The 20,659-nt window shown below is 38.8% G+C and carries 23 protein-coding genes and 6 tRNA genes; 4 read left to right on the top strand and 25 right to left on the bottom strand.

Annotated elements, in window-relative coordinates; genetic code table 11:
• The first annotated feature begins 8 nt into the window (after positions 1-8).
• The 4 genes from BM102_RS04685 to BM102_RS04670 all read left to right on the top strand — a co-directional run bounded on the left by BM102_RS04685 (position 9) and on the right by BM102_RS04670 (position 3,413).
• Positions 9-521 carry an ECF transporter S component gene (locus BM102_RS04685; protein WP_090479391.1) on the top strand — a complete coding sequence of 171 codons (513 nt, stop codon included), beginning with the start codon at positions 9-11 and terminating at the stop codon, positions 519-521.
• Positions 522-668: 147 nt separating this feature from the next.
• Positions 669-2,084, top strand: coding sequence for a Y-family DNA polymerase (locus tag BM102_RS04680; RefSeq protein WP_090479388.1), 1,416 nt, complete (start codon positions 669-671; stop codon positions 2,082-2,084).
• Positions 2,085-2,122: 38 nt separating this feature from the next.
• The gene (locus BM102_RS04675; protein WP_090479387.1) at positions 2,123-2,350 is read left to right on the top strand and encodes a hypothetical protein; all 228 of its coding nucleotides are present in this window, start codon (positions 2,123-2,125) and stop codon (positions 2,348-2,350) included.
• A 205-nt stretch (positions 2,351-2,555) separates the two neighbouring features.
• Positions 2,556-3,413: a hypothetical protein gene (locus BM102_RS04670; protein WP_090479384.1), complete on the top strand. Its 858-nt coding sequence runs from the start codon at positions 2,556-2,558 to the stop codon at positions 3,411-3,413.
• Between the two features lie 143 nt (positions 3,414-3,556).
• Here the strand turns inward: BM102_RS04670 and BM102_RS04665 are convergent, their stop codons facing one another.
• The 25 genes from BM102_RS04665 to BM102_RS04545 form a co-directional block, all read right to left on the bottom strand.
• Positions 3,557-3,886 carry a rhodanese-like domain-containing protein gene (locus tag BM102_RS04665; protein WP_090479381.1) on the bottom strand — a complete coding sequence of 110 codons (330 nt, stop codon included), beginning with the start codon at positions 3,884-3,886 and terminating at the stop codon, positions 3,557-3,559.
• Between the two features lie 137 nt (positions 3,887-4,023).
• On the bottom strand, positions 4,024-4,233 hold the full coding sequence (locus tag BM102_RS04660) for a hypothetical protein (RefSeq protein ID WP_090479378.1): 210 nt from the start codon (positions 4,231-4,233) through the stop codon (positions 4,024-4,026).
• A gap of 24 nt (positions 4,234-4,257) precedes the next feature.
• The gene (locus tag BM102_RS04655; protein ID WP_090479375.1) at positions 4,258-4,848 is read right to left on the bottom strand and encodes an HD domain-containing protein; all 591 of its coding nucleotides are present in this window, start codon (positions 4,846-4,848) and stop codon (positions 4,258-4,260) included.
• A 219-nt stretch (positions 4,849-5,067) separates the two neighbouring features.
• Positions 5,068-5,574: a nitroreductase family protein gene (locus BM102_RS04650; RefSeq protein WP_090479372.1), complete on the bottom strand. Its 507-nt coding sequence runs from the start codon at positions 5,572-5,574 to the stop codon at positions 5,068-5,070.
• 284 nt (positions 5,575-5,858) lie between these two features.
• Positions 5,859-7,094, bottom strand: coding sequence for a glycerate kinase type-2 family protein (locus BM102_RS04645; RefSeq protein ID WP_090479369.1), 1,236 nt, complete (start codon positions 7,092-7,094; stop codon positions 5,859-5,861).
• 179 nt (positions 7,095-7,273) lie between these two features.
• Positions 7,274-7,735 (bottom strand): GNAT family N-acetyltransferase, encoded by a 462-nt coding sequence (locus BM102_RS04640; protein ID WP_090479366.1) that lies wholly within the window; start codon positions 7,733-7,735, stop codon positions 7,274-7,276.
• Positions 7,736-7,951: 216 nt separating this feature from the next.
• On the bottom strand, positions 7,952-8,254 hold the full coding sequence (locus tag BM102_RS04635) for a type II toxin-antitoxin system RelE/ParE family toxin (RefSeq protein ID WP_090479363.1): 303 nt from the start codon (positions 8,252-8,254) through the stop codon (positions 7,952-7,954).
• Positions 8,247-8,510 carry a type II toxin-antitoxin system prevent-host-death family antitoxin gene (locus BM102_RS04630; RefSeq protein WP_090394441.1) on the bottom strand — a complete coding sequence of 88 codons (264 nt, stop codon included), beginning with the start codon at positions 8,508-8,510 and terminating at the stop codon, positions 8,247-8,249. The genes BM102_RS04635 and BM102_RS04630 overlap by 8 nt, the downstream gene beginning before the upstream one ends.
• Before the next feature lie 186 nt (positions 8,511-8,696).
• Positions 8,697-8,769, bottom strand: a tRNA-Lys gene (locus BM102_RS04625).
• Between the two features lie 52 nt (positions 8,770-8,821).
• Positions 8,822-8,893: transfer RNA gene (locus tag BM102_RS04620), tRNA-Gln, on the bottom strand.
• Between the two features lie 46 nt (positions 8,894-8,939).
• Positions 8,940-9,013 (bottom strand) — tRNA-His (locus tag BM102_RS04615).
• A gap of 28 nt (positions 9,014-9,041) precedes the next feature.
• Positions 9,042-9,115 (bottom strand) — tRNA-Arg (locus BM102_RS04610).
• Positions 9,116-9,140: 25 nt separating this feature from the next.
• Positions 9,141-9,211: transfer RNA gene (locus BM102_RS04605), tRNA-Gly, on the bottom strand.
• A gap of 21 nt (positions 9,212-9,232) precedes the next feature.
• Positions 9,233-9,307, bottom strand: a tRNA-Pro gene (locus BM102_RS04600).
• A 302-nt stretch (positions 9,308-9,609) separates the two neighbouring features.
• Positions 9,610-10,041: a flavodoxin gene (locus BM102_RS04595; protein ID WP_044937196.1), complete on the bottom strand. Its 432-nt coding sequence runs from the start codon at positions 10,039-10,041 to the stop codon at positions 9,610-9,612.
• A gap of 35 nt (positions 10,042-10,076) precedes the next feature.
• On the bottom strand, positions 10,077-10,691 hold the full coding sequence (locus BM102_RS04590) for a DUF3793 family protein (protein ID WP_090479360.1): 615 nt from the start codon (positions 10,689-10,691) through the stop codon (positions 10,077-10,079).
• Between the two features lie 193 nt (positions 10,692-10,884).
• Entirely contained in the window at positions 10,885-11,241 is a 357-nt protein-coding gene (locus tag BM102_RS04585) for an ArsR/SmtB family transcription factor (protein WP_074788695.1), read from the bottom strand.
• Positions 11,242-11,252: 11 nt separating this feature from the next.
• Positions 11,253-13,124, bottom strand: coding sequence for a heavy metal translocating P-type ATPase (locus tag BM102_RS04580; RefSeq protein ID WP_090479357.1), 1,872 nt, complete (start codon positions 13,122-13,124; stop codon positions 11,253-11,255).
• Positions 13,125-13,133: 9 nt separating this feature from the next.
• Entirely contained in the window at positions 13,134-13,352 is a 219-nt protein-coding gene (locus BM102_RS04575) for a cation transporter (protein ID WP_044937188.1), read from the bottom strand.
• Between the two features lie 119 nt (positions 13,353-13,471).
• On the bottom strand, positions 13,472-14,140 hold the full coding sequence (locus BM102_RS04570) for a GDSL-type esterase/lipase family protein (protein WP_177194902.1): 669 nt from the start codon (positions 14,138-14,140) through the stop codon (positions 13,472-13,474).
• 157 nt (positions 14,141-14,297) lie between these two features.
• Positions 14,298-15,479 (bottom strand): ABC transporter permease subunit, encoded by a 1,182-nt coding sequence (locus BM102_RS04565; protein ID WP_272867639.1) that lies wholly within the window; start codon positions 15,477-15,479, stop codon positions 14,298-14,300.
• Between the two features lie 18 nt (positions 15,480-15,497).
• Entirely contained in the window at positions 15,498-16,667 is a 1,170-nt protein-coding gene (gene mmsB / locus BM102_RS04560; protein WP_090394287.1) for a multiple monosaccharide ABC transporter permease, read from the bottom strand.
• Between the two features lie 14 nt (positions 16,668-16,681).
• On the bottom strand, positions 16,682-18,187 hold the full coding sequence (gene mmsA / locus BM102_RS04555) for a multiple monosaccharide ABC transporter ATP-binding protein (protein ID WP_442960192.1): 1,506 nt from the start codon (positions 18,185-18,187) through the stop codon (positions 16,682-16,684).
• A gap of 119 nt (positions 18,188-18,306) precedes the next feature.
• A complete protein-coding gene (chvE, locus tag BM102_RS04550; protein ID WP_090479347.1) occupies positions 18,307-19,437 on the bottom strand; it encodes a multiple monosaccharide ABC transporter substrate-binding protein in 1,131 nt (376 codons plus the stop codon).
• A gap of 171 nt (positions 19,438-19,608) precedes the next feature.
• Positions 19,609-20,658, bottom strand: a complete 1,050-nt coding sequence (locus BM102_RS04545) for a sugar ABC transporter substrate-binding protein (RefSeq protein ID WP_090479345.1) — start codon at positions 20,656-20,658, stop codon at positions 19,609-19,611.
• Position 20,659: the final 1 nt, after the last annotated feature.

Raw genomic sequence — 20,659 nt, 5'->3', positions numbered from 1 at the left:
ATACATTCATGGAAAAGACAAGATATAATCAAAAAGATATTGCTGTAGTTGGGCTTATGATTGCTTTAGTATTTATTGGGACCTTTTATTTTAAGATTCCAACAGCCTTTGGATACACTCATTTAGGGGATTGCATGATTATTCTTGCAACATGCCTGCTCGGTACCAAAAAAGGTGCTATAGCAGGAGCATTAGGCGCTGGCCTTGCCGATTTCATCGGCGGATACACAGCTTGGGTATTGCCTACAATGGCTTTTAAAGCAGCCTGGGTTCTTGTGATGGGATTTATTGCCTTTAAGTTATTTAAGAACTTTAAATACAACCTTTTGATTGGAGCTATAATTGGAGGACTTGTACACATAGCCTTATATACATTTATAAAAATACCTATGTTTGGCCTTGCTTATGCACTATCTACTCTTCTAACCCTTAGCCTTCAGACATTAAGCGGAATAATACTTGGAAATATCCTTTATGGATTGATGAAAAACAAGATTAGGTTAGAAGATGTGATTTCATAGGCCTTTTTAAGTTTACTGGCACTAAATAAATTTTATAATTTGTTCGATTTACAAGAATGCATGTTCGGGTTTATTATCTACTTACAAAAGCAAACATATTTTCGGAAAGTATGTTTGCGTTTTATCAAGGAGGTAAGACAACTGGATATGTCTAAGCATTTACTAATCCCCAACTGCTACATAGCTATAGATATGAAGTCATTCTATGCATCTGTAGAATGCGTTGCCAGAGGTCTTGATCCACTTAAAGCTAACCTTCTAGTCGCTGATGGAAGTAGAACCGACCAAACCATCTGCTTGGCAGTCTCACCTGCCCTCAAGGCTATAGGCGTCCCAAGTAGACCTAGACTATTTGAAGCAAAACAAGCCATAGAGAAATACGAAAGAATCCACCATACTAAGGTTCTTTATATTACTGCAGTCCCCCGTATGCTTGAATATGAGAAAGTATCAGCCAAGATTTACGGTATTTTTCTTAAATATGTAGCCCCAGAAGACATCCATGTTTACAGCATCGATGAGAGTTTCATTGATTGCACACCCTACTTACATCTTTATGAAACTGCAGCTATAAAATCTGGCCAAAGCCCCGCTCACATCATGGCTATGACAATGATTAGTGATGTACTCAAGCAAACTGGCATTACTGCCACCGTTGGGATTGGAACAAATCTATATCTCGCAAAGGTAGCCATGGATATCGTTGCTAAGAAGGCTCCTGCCGATAAAGATGGCGTCCGCATAGCTGCTCTTACCGAAGATTCATATAAGACTTTACTATGGCCACATAAACCCCTCACAGACTTTTGGCAAATAGGTAATGGTAAGGCCCGTCGCTTGGAACGAAATATGATGTTCACCATGGGAGATGTTGCAGAACGATCTCAACTAGATGAGGAGTGGTTTTATAAAACCTTTGGCATTGATGCAGAGATACTAATAGATCATGCTTGGGGAATCGAGCCTGTTACAATGCATGATATTAAAAACTACAAATCAGATAACCACTCTCTTTCCAACGGACAAGTATTGCCTAGACCATATAAGTACGAAGAGGCATGTATTGTCCTAAAAGAGATGATTGATATCCTATGTTGCGACATGTATAAGAAGAATCTGGTATCTTCAAAGTTTACCTGGTGGGTAAGCTACGACTACAAAAGTCTTGAATACTGCCCTCACTACGATGGGCCACTAGCTATAGATTGGTATGGTAGACTCCATCCAGCACATTCTAATGGCACAGTAAACCTTCGTAATGCGACAAACACTTCTAAGCTAGTAATTGAAGCAATCATGAATGATGTGATAAAGAAAACTGACCATAGAATACTATTCCGCCGACTTGGCATATGTGCTTGTAATGTCCAAAATGACGGTGGCTATTTTCAAATGGATCTATTCACTGACTATGAAGCGCTTAACAAAGAGCAGCTCATTCATTCTGCACTGTTAGAGGTAAGGACTAGGTATGGAGCAAATGCAATATTAAAAGGCATTAACCTTCTAGAAGGTGCTACCACAAGAGAGCGAAATGTTCAAATCGGCGGACATAAAGCTTAATTTAATAACCTATATTTTATGAAATTGGATGAAATGATATGATTACAGATAGATACAGAAAAGTGTATGAAAGAGGCAAACCAAAGCACTCTCCTTTTGATGATTTTTCAATCAAACATCCGGCTATGGATTTATCTAGACGTGCCAAAATATTCAGCCCTTTCGATGCACTGAAAGGATTTAATGAAGAAATCGCAAGTACAGAGCAATCGTTTGAAGCAAATTACTCTGACTTAGAACATGTACCTGCAGAAGAATATCCATAGGAGATTCACTATGTGTAAATCCATTTTTCAGTAAAGAATGCAATCCAATAAGGATTATGAAAATATCTTTTACAATAGTGCAAAAAACTTTTGGGGTAGTTTGTTGGACTAGGAGACATCAACACATATTTTCCATATGAATTCGGTAAAATATCCTCAAAGAAAGATGTTTTACAAAGCGGTATTCTAAAGAAAGTATATGACGATGATAAAATTTATTAAAAAAATAGCTGCTGGTGGTTATTATGATGAACTAAATACGTTCTTTAATCAACTGTATACAAATGGTGACATAACACTAGAAGAGTATAGAAACTATAAGAAGAATAAATGGAAAATGTTAGCAATACAGTTTTTGTCTTTTGCAATTATGCTTATTTTTTCGATACTAGCCGGGATTGCGTACCTTGTTAAGTACACCTTTGAAAATGTGAGTCCAGAAGATACAGCTTTTCTGATTTTGACAATGGGAATTGGAATAATGTTACTAAGCTTATTTTACACCTTCCCAATAGGTTTTATATGTAAATCAGGACGAAGAATGGCAGATATTCGTCAACTATATAAAACGGAAGAATTATATGACAGTGATTCGATACCTATAATAAAAGGTATTATAAACGGAGAAATGGATAGGCCTATTTCTTTTAAAGAATGGCGTACTACGATTATCCTATTTCTTATACCAATTTTAATTGTTGCGCCTGATACTATAGGTGCAGAAATACGCGCACGACAGGAGAGAATTCGATTTGAAAATGAGCTTGAACAACAATTAGAAGAAAACGCAGCCACGGAAACTGGCAATCTTACAGCAGTTATTAGTACTCTAAAAAATGATTTCAAGGATGAAGATATTTACTATTACATAGCAGGGGAAAAAGAATACTCAGAGGATGATTTGATGCTTGTAGTGATTCTTGGAAATGAAAATACTGGGGATGTTTTATTTGCTCATTTTCCAGTGAAAGATGATAGTGTATATTCTTTAGAGTATTTCGTATCGAAATATAATGATCTATCAGTAGAGGATGTTAAGAAAAAAGCTAATGGAAAATTATAAAACAGACATACATAATAATAAAAGGCAGCCTAATTTGTTATATCGAGAAGTTTAAAGATAAGCGAAAAACATAGTAATCCACTCTAGCGGATAACATCTACAGTGAACTACTAGTCCGCTATAATCTCAATTAATGTACCCCATTATTTGCTTCCTATTACTGTATTTCCTTTGTAAGATGCGATGCCACCGATACTTTTAGCATTTGTATATCCCATCTTTTTCATAGCACATACTGCAGAAGCACTTCTGGAACCACGAAGGCAATATACATAAACAGGCGTGTCTTTGTCCTTAATGACATCCACTACCTTTTCTATATTCTCAACTGGCACATTTTTACTTCCTGGAATGTGTCCTCCTGAATACTCTTCTTCGGTTCGCACATCAAGAAGCACTGCGTTTTCTACAGACTTCATAGCCTCTACTTCAGCATTAATATCTACATGTTTGAAAAGATTAAATAATCCCATATTCACCCCTCAATCCTACGACATTAATTCAATCAACCGTTCTAACTTTGCAAAGATTTCATCCAAACTAAAATAACCAGATTCACGGATAGCCACTTGCCCTTCAACATATACAACAACTGTTGGATCAATCATACTTAGTTTTCTCTACTTTTAATACCATCATAGATTTTCTGCTCTATCTCATCATTAGACAAAGAGTAATACTCATATTCACTAAAAGATATGACAACATCCCCAAGCTCTGTTTCAGCAATGACACAGTCTTTTCCTTCAAAGAAAATCTTATATGTCTTTCCTGCTAAGAGCTTTGTGAATTGTCTTTCCTCTAGAAATTCTCTTTCCATAGCAAAATCCCCCTACTATTCACATTATTTACTAGGTTTGTAGTTATCTTTATCAACCACAATATATATATCTTCACCCATCTTATTCTCAAAATAATCTTTTAGCGCCAAATTAGTATCCCATTTTTCAGGATCATAGTAACCGTATCTTCTTTTGACATCAGACATTCTATCTATGATATCCATAACCCCATCGGCACCACCGATAGAATCACAAAGTTGAATTAACTTATCATATTCATCAAGTTCTATCTTGGCTAATTCTGTTTTTATTAATTCGGTCTCTTCAGCCGTTGTATCAAAGTTGCCAACATAACCATCAATGCTTTTGCCATTGAATGAATGTGTAAGACACACTCTGGCTGGTTCATCATAACCAAGTGACATCATATAAGAATATCCATCAGAAACATGTCCAAGATGACGTTTTCCAAATCTTCTGCCAATGTCATGTAACAAACCTACTACATATGCTTTTTCTGCATCAAGCCCACTTTTTGCAGCAATACATTCAGCGCAGTGGGCTACAGTTCTACTATGATCTCCCCAAGGACCTGGATTCATTTTTTCTGCTTCTTCAAGAAGTCTCATTGCCTCATTTCTAGTTGGATACATATATCTATTCTCCGCAATTATTCTTAGTGATAAACTTAGAAGACTGAATAGCCTCTATTAAAAGCTTAACTTTAATTTTTGATTAGACCCCTTTGGCATAAAATAACCCCTCCGTATATACGAACTAAACTAAGCTAAGTATATCACAGAAGGGTAAGTTATTGGACAAAGTTATATAATTAAGTTATATGATTGAATTGATTACGTATTATTCCGTACCTATAAAATATTAATCATTGAATCTAAGGAATTTCTTTTCTTATTGCCTAAAAGACTTTTAAAATCATCAGAGCGATATCCTAAATCCAAAAAACAGATAGGATAGATATTTTCCTGCAAATTAAAGACTTTTTGTGTTTGCTCAACATCATTGACTCCAGCCCAACAAGTATCTAATCCAATATCAGTAGCAGCAAGCATCATATGTGTTGCAACAATTGTTCCATCCATTAAATAACTGTTTCCACCCTGAAAATTACTAGCAGCATCCTCGTCAGCACATACCAATATAACCATAGGTGCTCCATAACGGCAAGGATGAACACTATCCATTTTTTTAAGTGCTTCTTCACTTTTTAATATATATATGCGTTGTGGCTGTTTATTGAAAGCAGTTGGCGCCATACGTCCCGCTTCTAAAATATATTTAACCTGTTCTTCATTTGGTTTCTGATTACTGTACTTACGAACAGACTCTCTTGATTCTATAACTGTCTTAAATTCCATCTATAAATCTCCTTTTTTGCTTTGTTAATACAACTCCTATAACAGATATAGAAATTCCCCAAAGAACCCAAAGGTCCAACATAACATAGCAAATTTCATAAATGGTTTCCTCCTTCATTTGAATCATAATTCATTATACGGGCTAATTTTTTAAAATGTCAGTAAAACTTTTTCATAACACAAAAAGACCAGCCGAAGCCAGTCTAATTGTTATATCTATTTTATTGGACAATATTTAATTTTTCGTAAGACCTAGATAATGCACTGTAATCATATAATATTCCTTAGATATCAATCAGTGCTATGGCAACATCATTCACGTTCGTTCCTGTTGCACCAGTTATTATCAAACCATCAACTGCTTTTAATGCATTGTATGCATCATTATCTTTTAAAACATCATGTATGTTGATTCCTTTAGCCAGTAATTCTTGATGAGTCTCGTTATCAACATAGCCTCCAGCGGCATCTGTTGGGCCATCTGTTCCATCACTTCCAACTGATGCTACTGCAATGCCCCTATTTCCAGCTATTCCTATAGCAGCGCTGAGTGCAAGTTCCTGATTTCTTCCACCTTTACCGGTACCAGTAAGATGAACCACTGTCTCTCCACCAGCAATAATGGCAAGTCTTTCATTGTCTTTTGCTTTTGTCTTTGCGATGCTTGCAACAAAACTTCCTGCTTCTCTTGCCTCGCAACAAAGCTCATCGGTCAATATAATAGGCTTATAACCTAACTTTCCACTGTTACTAGCAGCAGCTCTACAAAGCTCTCTCACTGACCCAGTTATGTGAGTTTCAACATTATTTAATTCTTTAGGAGTTTCTTTATTCAATAGCTCTTCAGCTTCCTTAGAAAGCTTAATATTGTATTTACGAACTATTTCTTTTGCTTCATCACATGTAGAAAAATCAGGATATGCTGGACCACTTGCTATCATATCAAGTGGATCTCCAACTATATCACTAAGCACAATACTAAATACTTTGGCTGGAGCACAGGCTAAAGCAAATCTGCCGCCCTTTACTTTGCTAAGACGCTTGCGAATAGTATTTATCTCTACTATATCAGCACCACTAGCAAGTAGCTGTTTTGTAATGTCTTGCAGTTCTTCACCAGAAATTAATGGCAATTCAAACAAGGCGCTTCCACCACCGGAAAGTAAAAAGATAACCGTGTCATCTTCTGTTAAACCTTCCACTAATTCAATAGCTTTTTTTGTCGCATCAAAGCTATTTTGATCAGGTACTGGATGTCCTGCTTCAAAGCATTGTATCCCCTCAATATTGCTTTTTACATGATCATATTTTGTTATTACAATGCCGCCATCTAATCTTTTGAGAACCTTTTTTGCTGCTGCGGCCATTTGCCAAGCCGCCTTTCCAGCGGCTACTAGAATCACTTTACCTTTTCCATAAGAGAAATTGTTAAGCGCTCTAGTAACCGCCTCATCAGGCAGAACTTCTTTTATTGTGTTTTCAACAATATAATCAATATCATTCCTTAATTTCTGATTCATAAAACTTCCTCGATTACATTTTTAATGTATAAATAGGCTAAGTATAGCTATTTCAATTATAGCTGCAATACCCATAACAAGCGATGTATCCTTACTTTTTTCAAAGCCACAGTTATTGTAAAAGTTCATTTTTGTTAAAGTTATGCTTATCTGTATATTTGATATTCATTGTTGTCTCCTTAAACTAGTTCCATTTCAGATTCCATTTTTACAAAACCATATTTTTCATACAAAGGACGTCCCATTTCAGTTGCCTCTAATGAAATTTGGTTAATCCCACGTTCTTTTGACACTTTAACAAGCATATCTAGTGTTTTATATGCGATACCTTGACGTCTATAATCTGGAGCCGTATACATATTCATGATATAAGCCTTCTTACCGCTAGGGTTATGATATGTAGGCATAACACTATAAAAACTAACGCCTCCAGCTCCTATGAATCTATCGTCCTCCATGACGAGAATTGCATAATGGGTATTATCCTCCAATGCATTTTTGTAATAGTTATAGGATTCCTTTTCTACATTTGCCATATCCGTAGAAGCATCTAGCTTATTTGCTGCTCTTAAGACTTCAATACGAGATGTAGTCAATAAATCAAGATCATTCAATGTTGCAACTCTAAATTCCACTTTTATGTCCTCCTATGATTGTTTATGTTTTCAAAAGCATACACTAAGAAGTTGAATAAAACAAATCTTTCTTGCCTTGTCTTCCAATGAACTGTATAGTCTAAAAAAGGATGTAGCCCAATCTGACTACACCCTTCATAAATCTAAATTATCATAGAAGTTCCATATTTACAGAAAAAATTTCATAGGCTCTGGTTAAACCACAGGTTAAACCTACTATCACTATATATCTCTTCCCTGATACTGCACAGTAACAACCAAAACTCTACCATTACCTTCATCAATTCTAAATATAGCAATATAGTTACCAATAATTAATTGTTTATATCCTTTACCTGCATATCTACCAGTTATTCTATCTTGATGAGATTCAGGCAATGTATCGAGCCCTAGTATAGCTTCTTTTATTCTATCAATCTGTCCCTTTGCATTTTCAGGAGACAGCTTTTCATAAGCAATATAAGCATAAATTTCTTCAATATCCCTATATGCTCTTGGCATTAATTCTACAATGTATTTATTCAAAATACTTTTTCTCCAATTCTGCAAAAGCATCCTTTGCATCTATTGTCTTACCAGTTTCAGCAAACTCCTGCTCTGCCTCAAAAATAGCCTGATCTATGCGATTTTCTCTTGCAAACTTCTCGTATAATTCTGCACTCATAACCACAAGATCACTATATCCATTTTTTGTAATAAAAATAGGTTCTTTTTTTCTATGTGCAATTTCTGATATTTCACTTGTATTTCTTAAATCTCTAATAGGCATAATTGTTGGCATAATAAACACCTCCTTATTTATCTTTATTGTAGCATAATTATGCTACACTGTATATGTTTTTAATTTCTTAGTTGGTTACAACCTGTAACCAACTCGTGACAAATTGTCACGTTTTGAACTATCCGGATTTTGCGGATAGTTCATAAAACAAAAGCACGTAAGACAATCTTACGTGCTTTTCTTTGCTGAGGCTGAGGAGGCTCGAACTCCCGACAACCTGATTAAAAGTCAGGTGCTCTACCAACTGAGCTACAACCCCATATTAAATTGGTATGCGACTATTTCCAAAAGAAAAAGGCATAGACTAGAAACTGGGCTAGCTGGATTCGAACCAGCGAATGCCAGAATCAAAATCTGGTGCCTTACCGCTTGGCGATAGCCCAACAAAGGACTTAATTGCCCTTATTCAATTTGTTGCTATCGCAACAGGGTGGGTAGAGGGGTTCGAACCCTCGACCTTCGGAACCACAATCCGACGCGCTAACCAGCTGTGCCACACCCACCATACTGATAAAATATAAACCGTATAAATGTGCCAGAAGGGATTCGAACCCCCGACCCACGGCTTAGAAGGCCGTTGCTCTATCCAGCTGAGCTACTGACACATATGCAACATATTAGAAATTAAAAAGCGGGTGATGGGAATCGAACCCACGTATTCAGCTTGGAAGGCTGATGTTCTACCATTGAACCACACCCGCATAAAATAATTAATTTCCAAGTCGGGGTGACAGGATTCGAACCTGCGACCCCCTGGTCCCAAACCAGGTGCTCTAGCCAAACTGAGCCACACCCCGAAATAATTCGTTCTGCGTTTGTTGCGTATCTCTCTCGCGAACAATAGAGAGTATATATGAGAATCAAGGCTTTGTCAACAACTTTTTCAAAATTAAATTGTTAGATTTTATCACGAAATATCAGATATTCCGACAACTTTTACCTGTGGCATATACCATCGATATTTGCCTCCATCAAAGGCTAATCTAGAATAATTTACCTCCAGGCACTGGCATACCTGGAGGCTGTAAAAGGAGTCTAATAACTTCCCCAAGAAACCCGGTTAGAAACTCAGGGAAAGGAAATAAGCTAAAATATGAAATTAAACTGCTGCTAAAGCTTTACCAAGCTCCTGGCATGCAGCTTCTGCTGCTCCATCTGGAGCGTCCTGGCAAATAACGCCTTCGCCGTTTACTACTGTTGCGCCTGCTGCTGTCATGCGATCAACCCAGTCGCGCATCCACTGACCATCTCCCCAGCCATATGAGCCGAAAAGACCAATTGTCTTACCTGAAACAAAGCCCTCTAAATCTGTAACGAATGGCTCCATCTCGCCTTCCTCAAGAACCTCAGCGCCCATAGCTGGACATCCAAGTGCAAATGCCTTTGCATTCTTGAGCTCATCTATAGAAGCATCACCAACGTATACTACGTTAGCCTCGCCGCCTGCTGCTGTAACACCAGCACCTACAGCGTTTGCCATACTCTCTGTATTACCAGACTGTGACCAAAATACAACATTAACCTTACTCATGACTTTAATCTCCTTTAAAATAAGATATTTTGACGTTAAACTGCCAAGGATACGACAGGCTTTGCATACGTATTTACGATATCTTTTAATGAATATCCTTTAAATACCATGCGAACCATATCATCTTTTACAATGTCAAATTTTTCAAATAACTTCTGTGCCTCAGTCGCATTTTTATAAACCTTCCAATACCCCGACAGCACAAATCCGTCTCCTCCGTTTTGAATGAAGCCTACTACATCACAAAGCGGATATCCGAGGAACACTCCCATCTCATGAGGGAAATTATCCCTTTTATGAACATAAGAATCATATCGATTCTGGAAATTTCGAAGTGAATACCCAAAGGCATCTGTACGATATCCATAAGAGGAAAGAAATTCCTTTATCTCTGGCTTTGCAAGGTAGCTTATGAGCTTATCCCTATTAAAAACCAAAAAGATAACTCGATGTCTATCGTACACGAGGCGATACCCCAACAAGCCTGAATGCCTAAGAACAAATCTAACCTTATCTTCCTGATCTTTCGGAACTATAAGAAGATTTGAAGTTTTAAGGCCAGCTAATGTGGGAGCACACTGCAATACAACTTGCAACTCTACACATCGCCTGTCCATGGCACATATCATTTCAAATACTTCTTCGCACATAATGTTAGCTTCCTGTTCATATTTTAGTTAGCCATTGCTAACTGTGGTTATCTTATACTAATAGAAGTTCGAAGTCAATACTTTTTTCACATTTTTTTCTTATTGATAAATTGTTTCGTTACAGCCAAAAAATTCAATAAAAAAGCTTCCTGTTCCTCAATCAAAGAACAGGAAGCCAACAACATTCTATATATTATTCTAAGATGTGATTTAAGCCTTGTGCCATAATGGTAACCACATGCTCATCTGCCAAACTATAATAAATCTGCTTGCCCTCGCGACGGCTCTTTACAAGCTTGTTTGTACGAAGAATCTGAAGCTGATGTGATACAGCTGACTGTGTCATACCAAGAGCTTCTGATATATCACATACGCAAAGCTCTGCCTCGAATAAAGCAATCAGGATTCGTACCCTGGTACTATCACCAAAAACCTTGAACAGCTCTGCCAAATCGTATAAGACATCCTCATCAGGCAAATCGTTAAGTACATTTGCTACCAATTCTTTATGTACACACTGCTCTTCACAGCATTCTGCATGTTTAACCATTGTCAAACCTCCTAAATGTTCTTCACACGTAATGCGCGGATTGCGTTGAGAACTGCAATAACCATAACTCCAACGTCTGCAAAAATAGCATACCACATATTTGCAATACCAAGCGCACCAAGTATCAAACATAATACCTTAACTCCGATGGCAAAGTAAATATTTTCATATACTATACGCATGCACTTTTTTGCAATACCGATGGCTTTTGAAATCTTCATAGGGTCGTCATCCATAAGAACAACATCTGCTGCCTCTATGGCTGCATCACTACCAAGAGCTCCCATGGCAATACCGATATCTGCTCTTGAAAGAACAGGAGCATCATTTATACCATCGCCAACGAAAATCAACTGTTCATTCTCTGATTTGGATGCTAATAACTCCTCTACCTTCTGAACCTTATCTCCTGGTAAAAGCTCTGAGCAAACACTATCAAGCCCTAAATCCTTTGCAACAATATCTGCTACGCTCTTGCTATCTCCAGTAAGCATAACTGTCTGTCTCACACCAACTCGCTTCATATTTTCGATAGCAGCCTTTGATGTGGCCTTTATCTGATCAGATATAAGGATGTAGCCTTTGTACTGTCCATCAATTGCGATATAGATAACTGTACCTGGCTCATTTGCCTGGTTGAAAGCTGTACCAACAGAAGCCATAAGCTTCTCATTTCCTGCATTTACAGTCTTTCCAAGAACTGTAGCTCTGATTCCATGTCCAGAGATTTCCTCCACATCAGTAACGTCGTTTGTATCGATAGGCTTGCTGTAAGCCTCCTTCAAGCTACGTGAAATTGGATGATTTGAGTATACCTCAGCCATAGCAGCATACATCAAAAGCTCATCCTCAGAAATATCCTTTGGAACAATCTTTGTAACCTTGAATACGCCCTCAGTAAGTGTACCTGTTTTGTCCATAACAGCGATTTTAGCCTTTGAAAGCATATCAAGGTAGTTTGAACCTTTTACAAGGACACCTTCCTTGCTGGCACCACCAATACCTGCAAAAAATGTAAGTGGAATGCTGATAACAAGTGCACATGGACAACTGATAACAAGGAATGTAAGGGCTCTGTAAATCCACTGGCCCCAGTTAGGATTCACACCAATAATAAGTGAAATCACTGGTGGAAGTACTGCAAGTGCTACCGCTGAATAACAAACAGCTGGTGTGTACACTCTGGCAAATCTTGAAATAAAGTTCTCTGGCTTTGATTTCTTTGAAGATGCATTCTCCACCAAGTCGAGAATCTTTGATGCTGTAGATTCGCCGAACTCCTTTGTAGTGCGGATAGTGAGAACACCTGACATATTGATACATCCGGAAATAACCTCGTCCCCTGGCTTTGCGCTTCTAGGAACGCTTTCACCTGTAAGGGCTGCAGTATCAAGAGTAGCTGTACCGTCGATAACCACACCATCGATAGGTATCTTTTCACCAGGCTGAACGATGATTTCGCTTCCAATTTCCACTTCATCCGGATCAACCTGTGTAAGCTGACCATCCACCATTATGTTTGCAAAATCAGGCCTAATGTCCATAAGCTGGGAAATGTTACGTCTGCTCTTTCCAACAGCATATGACTGAAATAATTCACCAACCTGGTAGAAAAGCATAACCGCTACGCCCTCAGTGTATTCCCCAAGTGCCATTGCACCAATAGTGGCAACAGCCATAAGGAAATTCTCATCAAAGACCTGCTTATTTTTAATTCCCTTAAATGCCTTCTTTAAAATGTCATATCCAATAGTAAAATATGGAATCAAAAACAACACAAAGCGAATCCAACTGCCCTCTTCCAAAGGAAGCAACAACAGAACAGCCATCATCAAAGCCGCTGCAATTATTCTGATTAGTACCTTCTTCTGCTTTTTGTTCATATCAAACTCCTATAAAAAAATCTCGCAATCGTCCTCTACCTTCTTGCAGTTCTTAAGAACTTCTTCCATAACAGCCTTAACATCTGCTCCATCTTCGAACTCAACGTTCATTTTAAGTGCCATAAAATTAACTGTAGCATCAGCAACACCTGCTGTCTCCTTAGCAGCCTGCTCCATCTTGTTTGCACAATTTGCACAATCTACATCGATTTTGTATGTTTTCTTCATGATATTTTCCTCCGTCCCCCATTGGGTCTTCTTTAAATTTGAATATATGAATGATTGTTCATATGTTTGATTAAAATATAAACCTGCCGGCATAAAATGTCAACAGGTTTTATTGAAAATTATTTTAAATTAGAATATACTTCATCAGCTATAAGCTCATATCCCTTAGCATTAAAGTGAATTCCGTCAGTATAAAGCTCATCCTGACCCTCAGTAACACCGTACAAATCAATCACCTCTACGCCAGTCTCAGCCGCAACCTTATCGACGATTCCACCCAGCTCATCAGCTACAACAACCGGCTGAATATCATACTCAGCCACATCACTTCCATCCAATGAATAGCAATAAGGACTACGCATCAAGTACACTGTAGGCTTAGTATCCAGCTGCTGATATGATTCCACAAGCTCCTTCAGTCCTGCCTCATAGTCTGATGCATTCCAGTTATAAGTCTTTGTATCATTTGTTCCAAGCATAAGCACAACGATATCAGGCTTAGACTTCAGAGACTGCTGATACTCCTCCGACTCCACATAAGGCAAATCCCCAGATGCAGATGCCGTAGCATTGCGCAATCCAAAATTTGAAACAAGATGATCTGTCCCCATCTTTATCTGCAGCTGTGCTGGATACGCATCCGTATCCCTGGTCTTCAGCACTCCACTTCCATAGGTAAGACTATCGCCCACGCATGAAATCCTAATTCGCTCATCCTTGCCCCCAAAGAATCCCGAATTAAACAGCACAAAAAACACCAGTACAACCGCCGCCAGTAATATAACCATTTTCCTCTGTAAGAATCCTTTTATTATTTCCATACCTAAAATATTAGCACTCTTGGCCGCGATATTCAAAACAAAAGCTCGCGGCCAATGGGAGGTCGCGAGCTTTTAGTTATAATAACATTAAGAGAATATAATGAAGAAAATAAAATCTTATGTATTACTTTGTTGCGCTTTTCTTGTTGTTGAGGATTTCGAAGACTACGGCTCCGAGAAGTACTACGCCTTTAACAACCTTCTGCCAGTTGGCATCGATACCCATGAGGGACATACCAAGGTTGATTACACCGATGAGGGTAGCACCAACAATCATTCCGAATACTGTACCTGATCCACCGTATGCAGATACACCACCTACTACGCAGGCTGAGATGGCATCCATCTCGTAGTTTGTACCAGCTGTAGAGTTTGCAGCCTGGAAACGAGCCATTGTAAGGAATGCAGAAATAACTGTAAGTACAGCCATGTTCAAGTATGCGATAAACATGATTCTCTTTGTATCGATACCTGAAAGTCTTGTTGCCTCTGAGTTACCACCGATTGTGTAGAAGTAACGTCCGATATCTGTCTTTGATGTAATGAAGCTGTAGATAAGTACGATTACTGCTACCCAGATGAGTGAGTATGGTACACCACCTGCAAGTGAGAACTTGTATGCAAAGAGCATGATTACAAAGTCGATAAGTACACACTTAACGATTACTGCTACAAGGCTGTCTGCAACATAGCCCTTCTTAAGCTTGTTTGCACGTGATCTGAAAAGAAGAACTACTACGATGATTGAAGCGATAAGTCCAATTACAATACTTGTCATGTTGTACTGAACACCACCGATTCTTGGACCACCGAAAAGGTCATTCATCTTGCCTGAGAATAATGCACAAAATTCTGGTGGAAGTGGGCTGATGTTTGATGAACCGTTAAGTAATGCAACGCCCCATCCACGAAGTGCAAGGAAACCTGCAAGTGTAGCAATCCATGGTGGAATATTGATGTAAGCAATTACATAGCCAAGTAAGCATCCATAGATGATACCTATGAGGAGCATTACAAGGATTCCAACAGGTGTTGAAGCACCCATGTTTACCATTACTTTTGCTCCGATGATACCTACTAAGCAAACAAATGAACCGCAGGAAAGGTCGATGTTACCACCTGTTAACATACACATCAACATACCTGTTGCAAGAACATATACATATGCGTTCTGTGTAATCAATGCGTTGAACTGGCTTGGCATAAGCATTGTGCCATTAGTTGTAAAGTTAAAGAAGAGAACAACCAGGACCAGAACAATGAGCATTGTGTTTTCTTTTAATATTTTAAAAATCTTGTCTTTCACTTTTTCGCTCCTCCCTTCCTACTTTTTCTCTCTCTTAGACATAACATCAAAGATAACCGCTGCAAGAAGTACTAAACCTTTAACTACCTTCTGATAGTTTGCATCAACACCCATGATCAACATACCCTGGTTGATAACACCCATCAAAAGAGCACCAATGATTGCGCCGAATACTGAACCTGTTCCACCGTATGCAGATGCACCACCGATGAAGCAAGCACCGATTGCATCCATTTCATAGAACTGACCGTATGTTGGCTGTGCAGAAGCTGCACGTGCTACTGTAAGGATACCAGCGAAAGCTGCTAAGAATCCCATGTTTGTATAAGCGAAGAAGTAAACCTTCTTTGTGTTGATACCTGAAAGCTGTGTAGCTTTTTCGTTACCACCTACTGCATATAAGTAACGTCCGATTGTTGTCTTTGTTGTGATGTAGTTGTAAACAAGGACAATAAGGATAATCCATAACAATGATGTAGGAATTCCTTTGTAACCAGCAAGCTTATATGCTAAGAATAAAATTACAAGTGAAAGAATAACAAGCTTTGCGTAGAAGCTAGCTGCGCTTGTTGTAACGTAGCCTTTTCTAGAAGCCGATACTCTGTTTTTAATTGAGATTAATACATAAACTGCAACTGCAATAAGGCCTGCAAGTAAACATGTAATGTTGAGGCTTTCTCCGTGGAAGAAATCAGGAATGTAGCAATCAGCACCACCACCAAATACATTAAGGAAAGTTGTATTTGAAATAGAAACTGCATAACCATTTAATACTACATTTGATAAACCTCTGAATGCGTACATACCAGCAAGTGTTGCAATGAATGGTGGTACGTTTATGTATGCTACCCAGAATGCCTGCCATGCACCAACTAAAACACCCACAAAGAGCATTACAAGAACTGCGAACCATACGTTCATTCCCTTGCTCATCATTACTGCTCCAATACCACCTACGAAGCAGACAACTGAACCAACAGAAAGATCGATGTTACCACCAGTTAAGATACAAAGTAACATACCAGTTGCTAGCACAAATACGTATGCGTTCTGTGAAAGCAAGTTGTTTACGTTCTGAGACAGAAGAATTGTTCCGCCTGTTCCAACGTAGAATATTCCGATAATAATCACCAGGGCGATAACCATGGTGTATTTTTTTAACGTGTCTTTAATATTAACTGAGACCATGTTTTCTCTCCCTTCTATGACTTCAAGATGCAAGACATAATGCTTTCCTGTGAAGCTTCTGCCCCTGCCATTTCGCCAACCATTTTACCTTCGTTCATAACGTATATACGGTCTGACATACCAAGTACTTCTGGAAGCTCTGATGAAATCATTATTACTGATTTTCCTGCTGCAACCAAATCATTGATGATGCAGTAGATTTCGTACTTAGCACCAACGTCAATACCACGTGTAGGCTCATCAAGGATAAGTACATCTGGATCTGCAAACATCCACTTAGCAAGAAGAACCTTCTGCTGGTTACCACCTGAAAGGTTTCCAACGTTCTGCTCAACTGTAGGACATTTTGTCTTGAGCTTATCTCTATACTCCTCTGCTACCTGATACTCTTTATCCTGATCGATAACTCGCTTAGAACAAAGTGCTGAAAGATTTGAAAGAGTTGTATTAATCTTGATTGGATTTGTAAGAACAAGTCCGTTGCCCTTTCTATCTTCTGTTACGTATGCAATCTTGTGCTTGATTGCATCCTTGATATTCTTTAAGTGAACTTCTTCACCATTTAAGAAAAGCTGACCTGAAATGTTAGTTCCATAAGCCTTTCCAAAGATACTCATTGCAAGCTCTGTACGTCCAGCACCCATGAGTCCAGCGATACCAACTACTTCGCCTTTACGGATATTCATTGATACTCCATCAACAACCTTACGCTCTGAGAACTGTGGATGGTAAACTGTCCAATCCTTTACTTCCATAGCGATGTCACCGATTTCTACACCGTGGCGCTTAGGGAAACGGTCTGTCATTTCACGACCAACCATGCCTTTAATGATTCTATCTTCTGAAATATCATCTACACTCTTATCAAGAGTTTCGATTGTGGAACCATCACGGATAACAGTAATCTTATCTGCTACATAAGAAACTTCATTAAGCTTGTGAGAAATGATAATAGATGTCATTCCTTCCTGCTTGAATTTAAGAAGTAAATCAAGAAGTGCTCTCGAATCTGTTTCGTTAAGTGATGATGTTGGCTCATCAAGGATGAGGAGCTTAGCATTCTTTGCTAATGCCTTTGCAATTTCAACAAGCTGCTGTTTACCAACACCTATATCTTTGATTAAAGTACGGCTGCTTTCTGATAAACCAACCATCTTTAAATATTTGTCTGCTTCTGCGTATGTTTTGTCCCAATCAATAGCTGCCTTGCTTCCCTGTTCATTTCCAAGGAACATGTTCTCACCTATAGACATATAAGGGATTAACGCCAATTCCTGATGAATGATAACGATTCCTTTTTCCTCAGAATCCTTGATTTTCTGGAACTGACAAACTTCACCATTGTATACGATGTCTCCAGTGTAAGATCCAAATGGATAAATACCACTTAAAACGTTCATAAGAGTAGATTTACCAGCACCATTCTCGCCTACAAGAGCATGAATTTCGCCTTCCTCTACCTTTAAGTTTACGTTATCAAGGGCTTTTACTCCTGGGAACTCTTTGGTGATTGATTTCATCTCAAGTATTGTTTTTCCCACTTAAGTCTCCCTCCTTAAAATAACTTTTATTTTCTTAAAAACATTCTCTTCTCTAAAATAGGGCAGGTTTCCCTGCCCTAAAAGCATTACTTTTTTAATTACTGAAGCTGATCTTCTGTGTAGTAACCAGAATCGATAAGAAGCTCTTTGTAGTTGTCCTTATCAGCGAATACTGGCTCGCAAAGGTATGAAGGAATAACTCCTGTACCATTGTCATATGTCTCAGTATCGTTAACATCAACTGTCTCGCCGCTGAGGATCTGACCTACCATCTTAACAACCTGTGAAGCAAGTGTACGTGTATCCTTGAATACTGACATAGACTGCTTTCCAGCGATCATGTTCTTTGTGTTCTCAATATCGCAATCCTGACCTGTGATGATTGGATATTCACCCTTGTAGTTTGCTGCAAGTGCGTTCTCAACACCAAGTGCTGTAGAATCGTTAGAGCAGAGGCAAACGTCAAGGTCTTCATTAGCGTAGTTAGATGAAAGAATTGTCTCCATACGTGACTGAGCTGTTTCTGTAGCCCATGATGGAGTAGCAACTTCTGCGAAATCAATCTGACCAGACTTAACAACAAGTGTGCCAGCCTCGATGTATGGCTTAAGAAGATCCATAGCACCATCATAGAAGAAACCAGCGTTGTTATCACCTGGGTCACCAGCTGTGATTTCCATTGTGAATGTCTCTGATGTGTTCTCAAGATCAAGCTGATCAATGATGTACTGACCCTGAACCTGACCTACCTTGTAGTTATCGAATGTTGCATAGTATGAAACTGCATCTGAGTTCATAATCAAACGGTCATATGCGATAACTGGGATGTTATTCTCAGCTGCCATATCCATAGCTTCACCAAGTGATGAACCTTCGATAGCTGCAACTACAAGAACGTTACATCCTGAGTTGATCATGTTTTCAATCTGTGAAACCTGAGTCTGAACATCGTTTGAAGCGTACTGAAGGTCTACTTCGTAGCCAGCTGCTTCAAGCTCTGACTGCATGTTAGCACCATCCTGATTCCATCTCTGGAGATCCTTTGTAGGCATTGCAACACCAACCTTTGTTCCTGTTGCTGCTGTAGAACCACCATCATCTGTTGTCTCTGTAGCTGTATCCCCACCAGCTGCACCTGTGTCTGTTGTCTCTGTGCTAGTTCCGCAACCTACAAACATTGAAGCTGCAAGAGCACCTGTCAAAAGTACACTTAATAACTTTCTCTTCATTCTTTGAAAACCTCCCTTTCATTTAGGTTTGTTTGTTACTATAGATACGATACCATGAAGATGTCTGAAAATGGTTGTCACTTTCTTCACATTTTTGTCTAAATTAATTCACACAATGAAAAATGACTAGCACATTTTTGTGCTAGTCATTTTTTGTCATGCAAAAATTTGCTATTCATTTTCACCGGATTCCTCAGAAACATTCATATAAACGTCCTCTTTAGAATGGAATCCGCTGTCTATAATCACTTCATCGATATTGTCTCTGGTCACTGCCACTGGCTCCGTAGCCACATAAGGGATGTCGTACTGCCCGTCACTTATTGTGGAATCCACATCAATATCATCTCCACTGGCAAGCTGTACTGAAAGCTGCGCCGCCTGCTCTGCAAGCTTGCTCACTGGCTTAAACACTGTCATCAGCTGTGTTCCCTCAACAATGTGCTGACACGCAGGTAAATCTGCATCCTGGCCAACCACCGGCTTTTCACCTGCCAGCTGGCATACAGCCAAAGCTCTGATTACAGATGTAGCCACATCATCATTGCCACACATTATGGCATCCGCCTGCTTGATAGTGTCCAAATTGTCATAAACATAGGCGCCACCTAACTCGGCCTTCCAGCCCTCGCAATAGTATGTGTCCAGAATTTCGATATTGTTCTCATTCATGACTGAATAGAAGCCATCGTTTACCATAGGCACATTGCCATCAGTAAGTGGCCCGCAAATCATTACCACACTCTTAGCCCCTGAATTTGCCAAGGATTCCCCAAGCATTTGACCTACCATGTTGTTGTCGAATGATATGTAAAGGTCTGTATCTGCATTTGGGATAATTCTATCGTAACTAACCACAGCAATATCTTTTTCTTTGGCGTTTTTGATTACATCTGTTAGGGCTTCACCATCTACTGGAATTATTACTAGACAATCCACGCCCTTATCTATCAGATATGTAATCTGCTCGATTTGTTTATCCACATCACCGTTTGCATTTTGAACATTAACCGTCGCCCCTAAAGATGATGCTGTATCCACGAACACATCTCTATCCTTCTCCCAGCGCTCGATTACAAATGAATCAAAACATAAACCAATTTCAATACCATCTTCTTTATTAGAAGAAGTATTTGCGCTATCTGCAGAACTACTAGCGCATCCTGAAAGCATCGCAAGGGATAGTGTCATCACCACTATCTTTTTCATATATCCTTTCATT

Origin of the sequence: Pseudobutyrivibrio sp. JW11 (assembly GCF_900115355.1) — a bacterium.
In the GTDB taxonomy this organism is placed as follows: domain Bacteria; phylum Bacillota; class Clostridia; order Lachnospirales; family Lachnospiraceae; genus Pseudobutyrivibrio; species Pseudobutyrivibrio ruminis.
This window is presented reverse-complemented; position numbering and strand designations above follow the sequence as displayed.

Bases quoted from the DNA above. Each gene is read 5' to 3' on its own strand.
- BM102_RS04545 (WP_090479345.1), bottom strand. From the start codon at position 20,658: ATGAAAGGATATATGAAAAAGATAGTGGTGATGACACTATCCCTTGCG.
- BM102_RS04585 (WP_074788695.1), bottom strand. From the start codon at position 11,241: ATGGTTAAACATGCAGAATGCTGTGAAGAGCAGTGTGTACATAAAGAA.
- BM102_RS04660 (WP_090479378.1), bottom strand. From the start codon at position 4,233: ATGGAAAGAGAATTTCTAGAGGAAAGACAATTCACAAAGCTCTTAGCA.
- BM102_RS04680 (WP_090479388.1), top strand. From the start codon at position 669: ATGTCTAAGCATTTACTAATCCCCAACTGCTACATAGCTATAGATATG.
- BM102_RS04575 (WP_044937188.1), bottom strand. From the start codon at position 13,352: ATGAAGAAAACATACAAAATCGATGTAGATTGTGCAAATTGTGCAAAC.
- BM102_RS04580 (WP_090479357.1), bottom strand. From the start codon at position 13,124: ATGAACAAAAAGCAGAAGAAGGTACTAATCAGAATAATTGCAGCGGCT.
- BM102_RS04675 (WP_090479387.1), top strand. From the start codon at position 2,123: ATGATTACAGATAGATACAGAAAAGTGTATGAAAGAGGCAAACCAAAG.
- BM102_RS04630 (WP_090394441.1), bottom strand. From the start codon at position 8,510: ATGCCAACAATTATGCCTATTAGAGATTTAAGAAATACAAGTGAAATA.
- BM102_RS04650 (WP_090479372.1), bottom strand. From the start codon at position 5,574: ATGGAATTTAAGACAGTTATAGAATCAAGAGAGTCTGTTCGTAAGTAC.
- BM102_RS04595 (WP_044937196.1), bottom strand. From the start codon at position 10,041: ATGAGTAAGGTTAATGTTGTATTTTGGTCACAGTCTGGTAATACAGAG.
- BM102_RS04655 (WP_090479375.1), bottom strand. From the start codon at position 4,848: ATGTATCCAACTAGAAATGAGGCAATGAGACTTCTTGAAGAAGCAGAA.
- BM102_RS04645 (WP_090479369.1), bottom strand. From the start codon at position 7,094: ATGAATCAGAAATTAAGGAATGATATTGATTATATTGTTGAAAACACA.
- BM102_RS04665 (WP_090479381.1), bottom strand. From the start codon at position 3,886: ATGGGATTATTTAATCTTTTCAAACATGTAGATATTAATGCTGAAGTA.
- mmsB (WP_090394287.1), bottom strand. From the start codon at position 16,667: ATGGTCTCAGTTAATATTAAAGACACGTTAAAAAAATACACCATGGTT.
- BM102_RS04670 (WP_090479384.1), top strand. From the start codon at position 2,556: ATGATAAAATTTATTAAAAAAATAGCTGCTGGTGGTTATTATGATGAA.
- BM102_RS04570 (WP_177194902.1), bottom strand. From the start codon at position 14,140: ATGGTTATATTACTGGCGGCGGTTGTACTGGTGTTTTTTGTGCTGTTT.
- mmsA (WP_442960192.1), bottom strand. From the start codon at position 18,187: ATGAAATCAATCACCAAAGAGTTCCCAGGAGTAAAAGCCCTTGATAAC.
- BM102_RS04590 (WP_090479360.1), bottom strand. From the start codon at position 10,691: ATGTGCGAAGAAGTATTTGAAATGATATGTGCCATGGACAGGCGATGT.
- BM102_RS04685 (WP_090479391.1), top strand. From the start codon at position 9: ATGGAAAAGACAAGATATAATCAAAAAGATATTGCTGTAGTTGGGCTT.
- chvE (WP_090479347.1), bottom strand. From the start codon at position 19,437: ATGAAGAGAAAGTTATTAAGTGTACTTTTGACAGGTGCTCTTGCAGCT.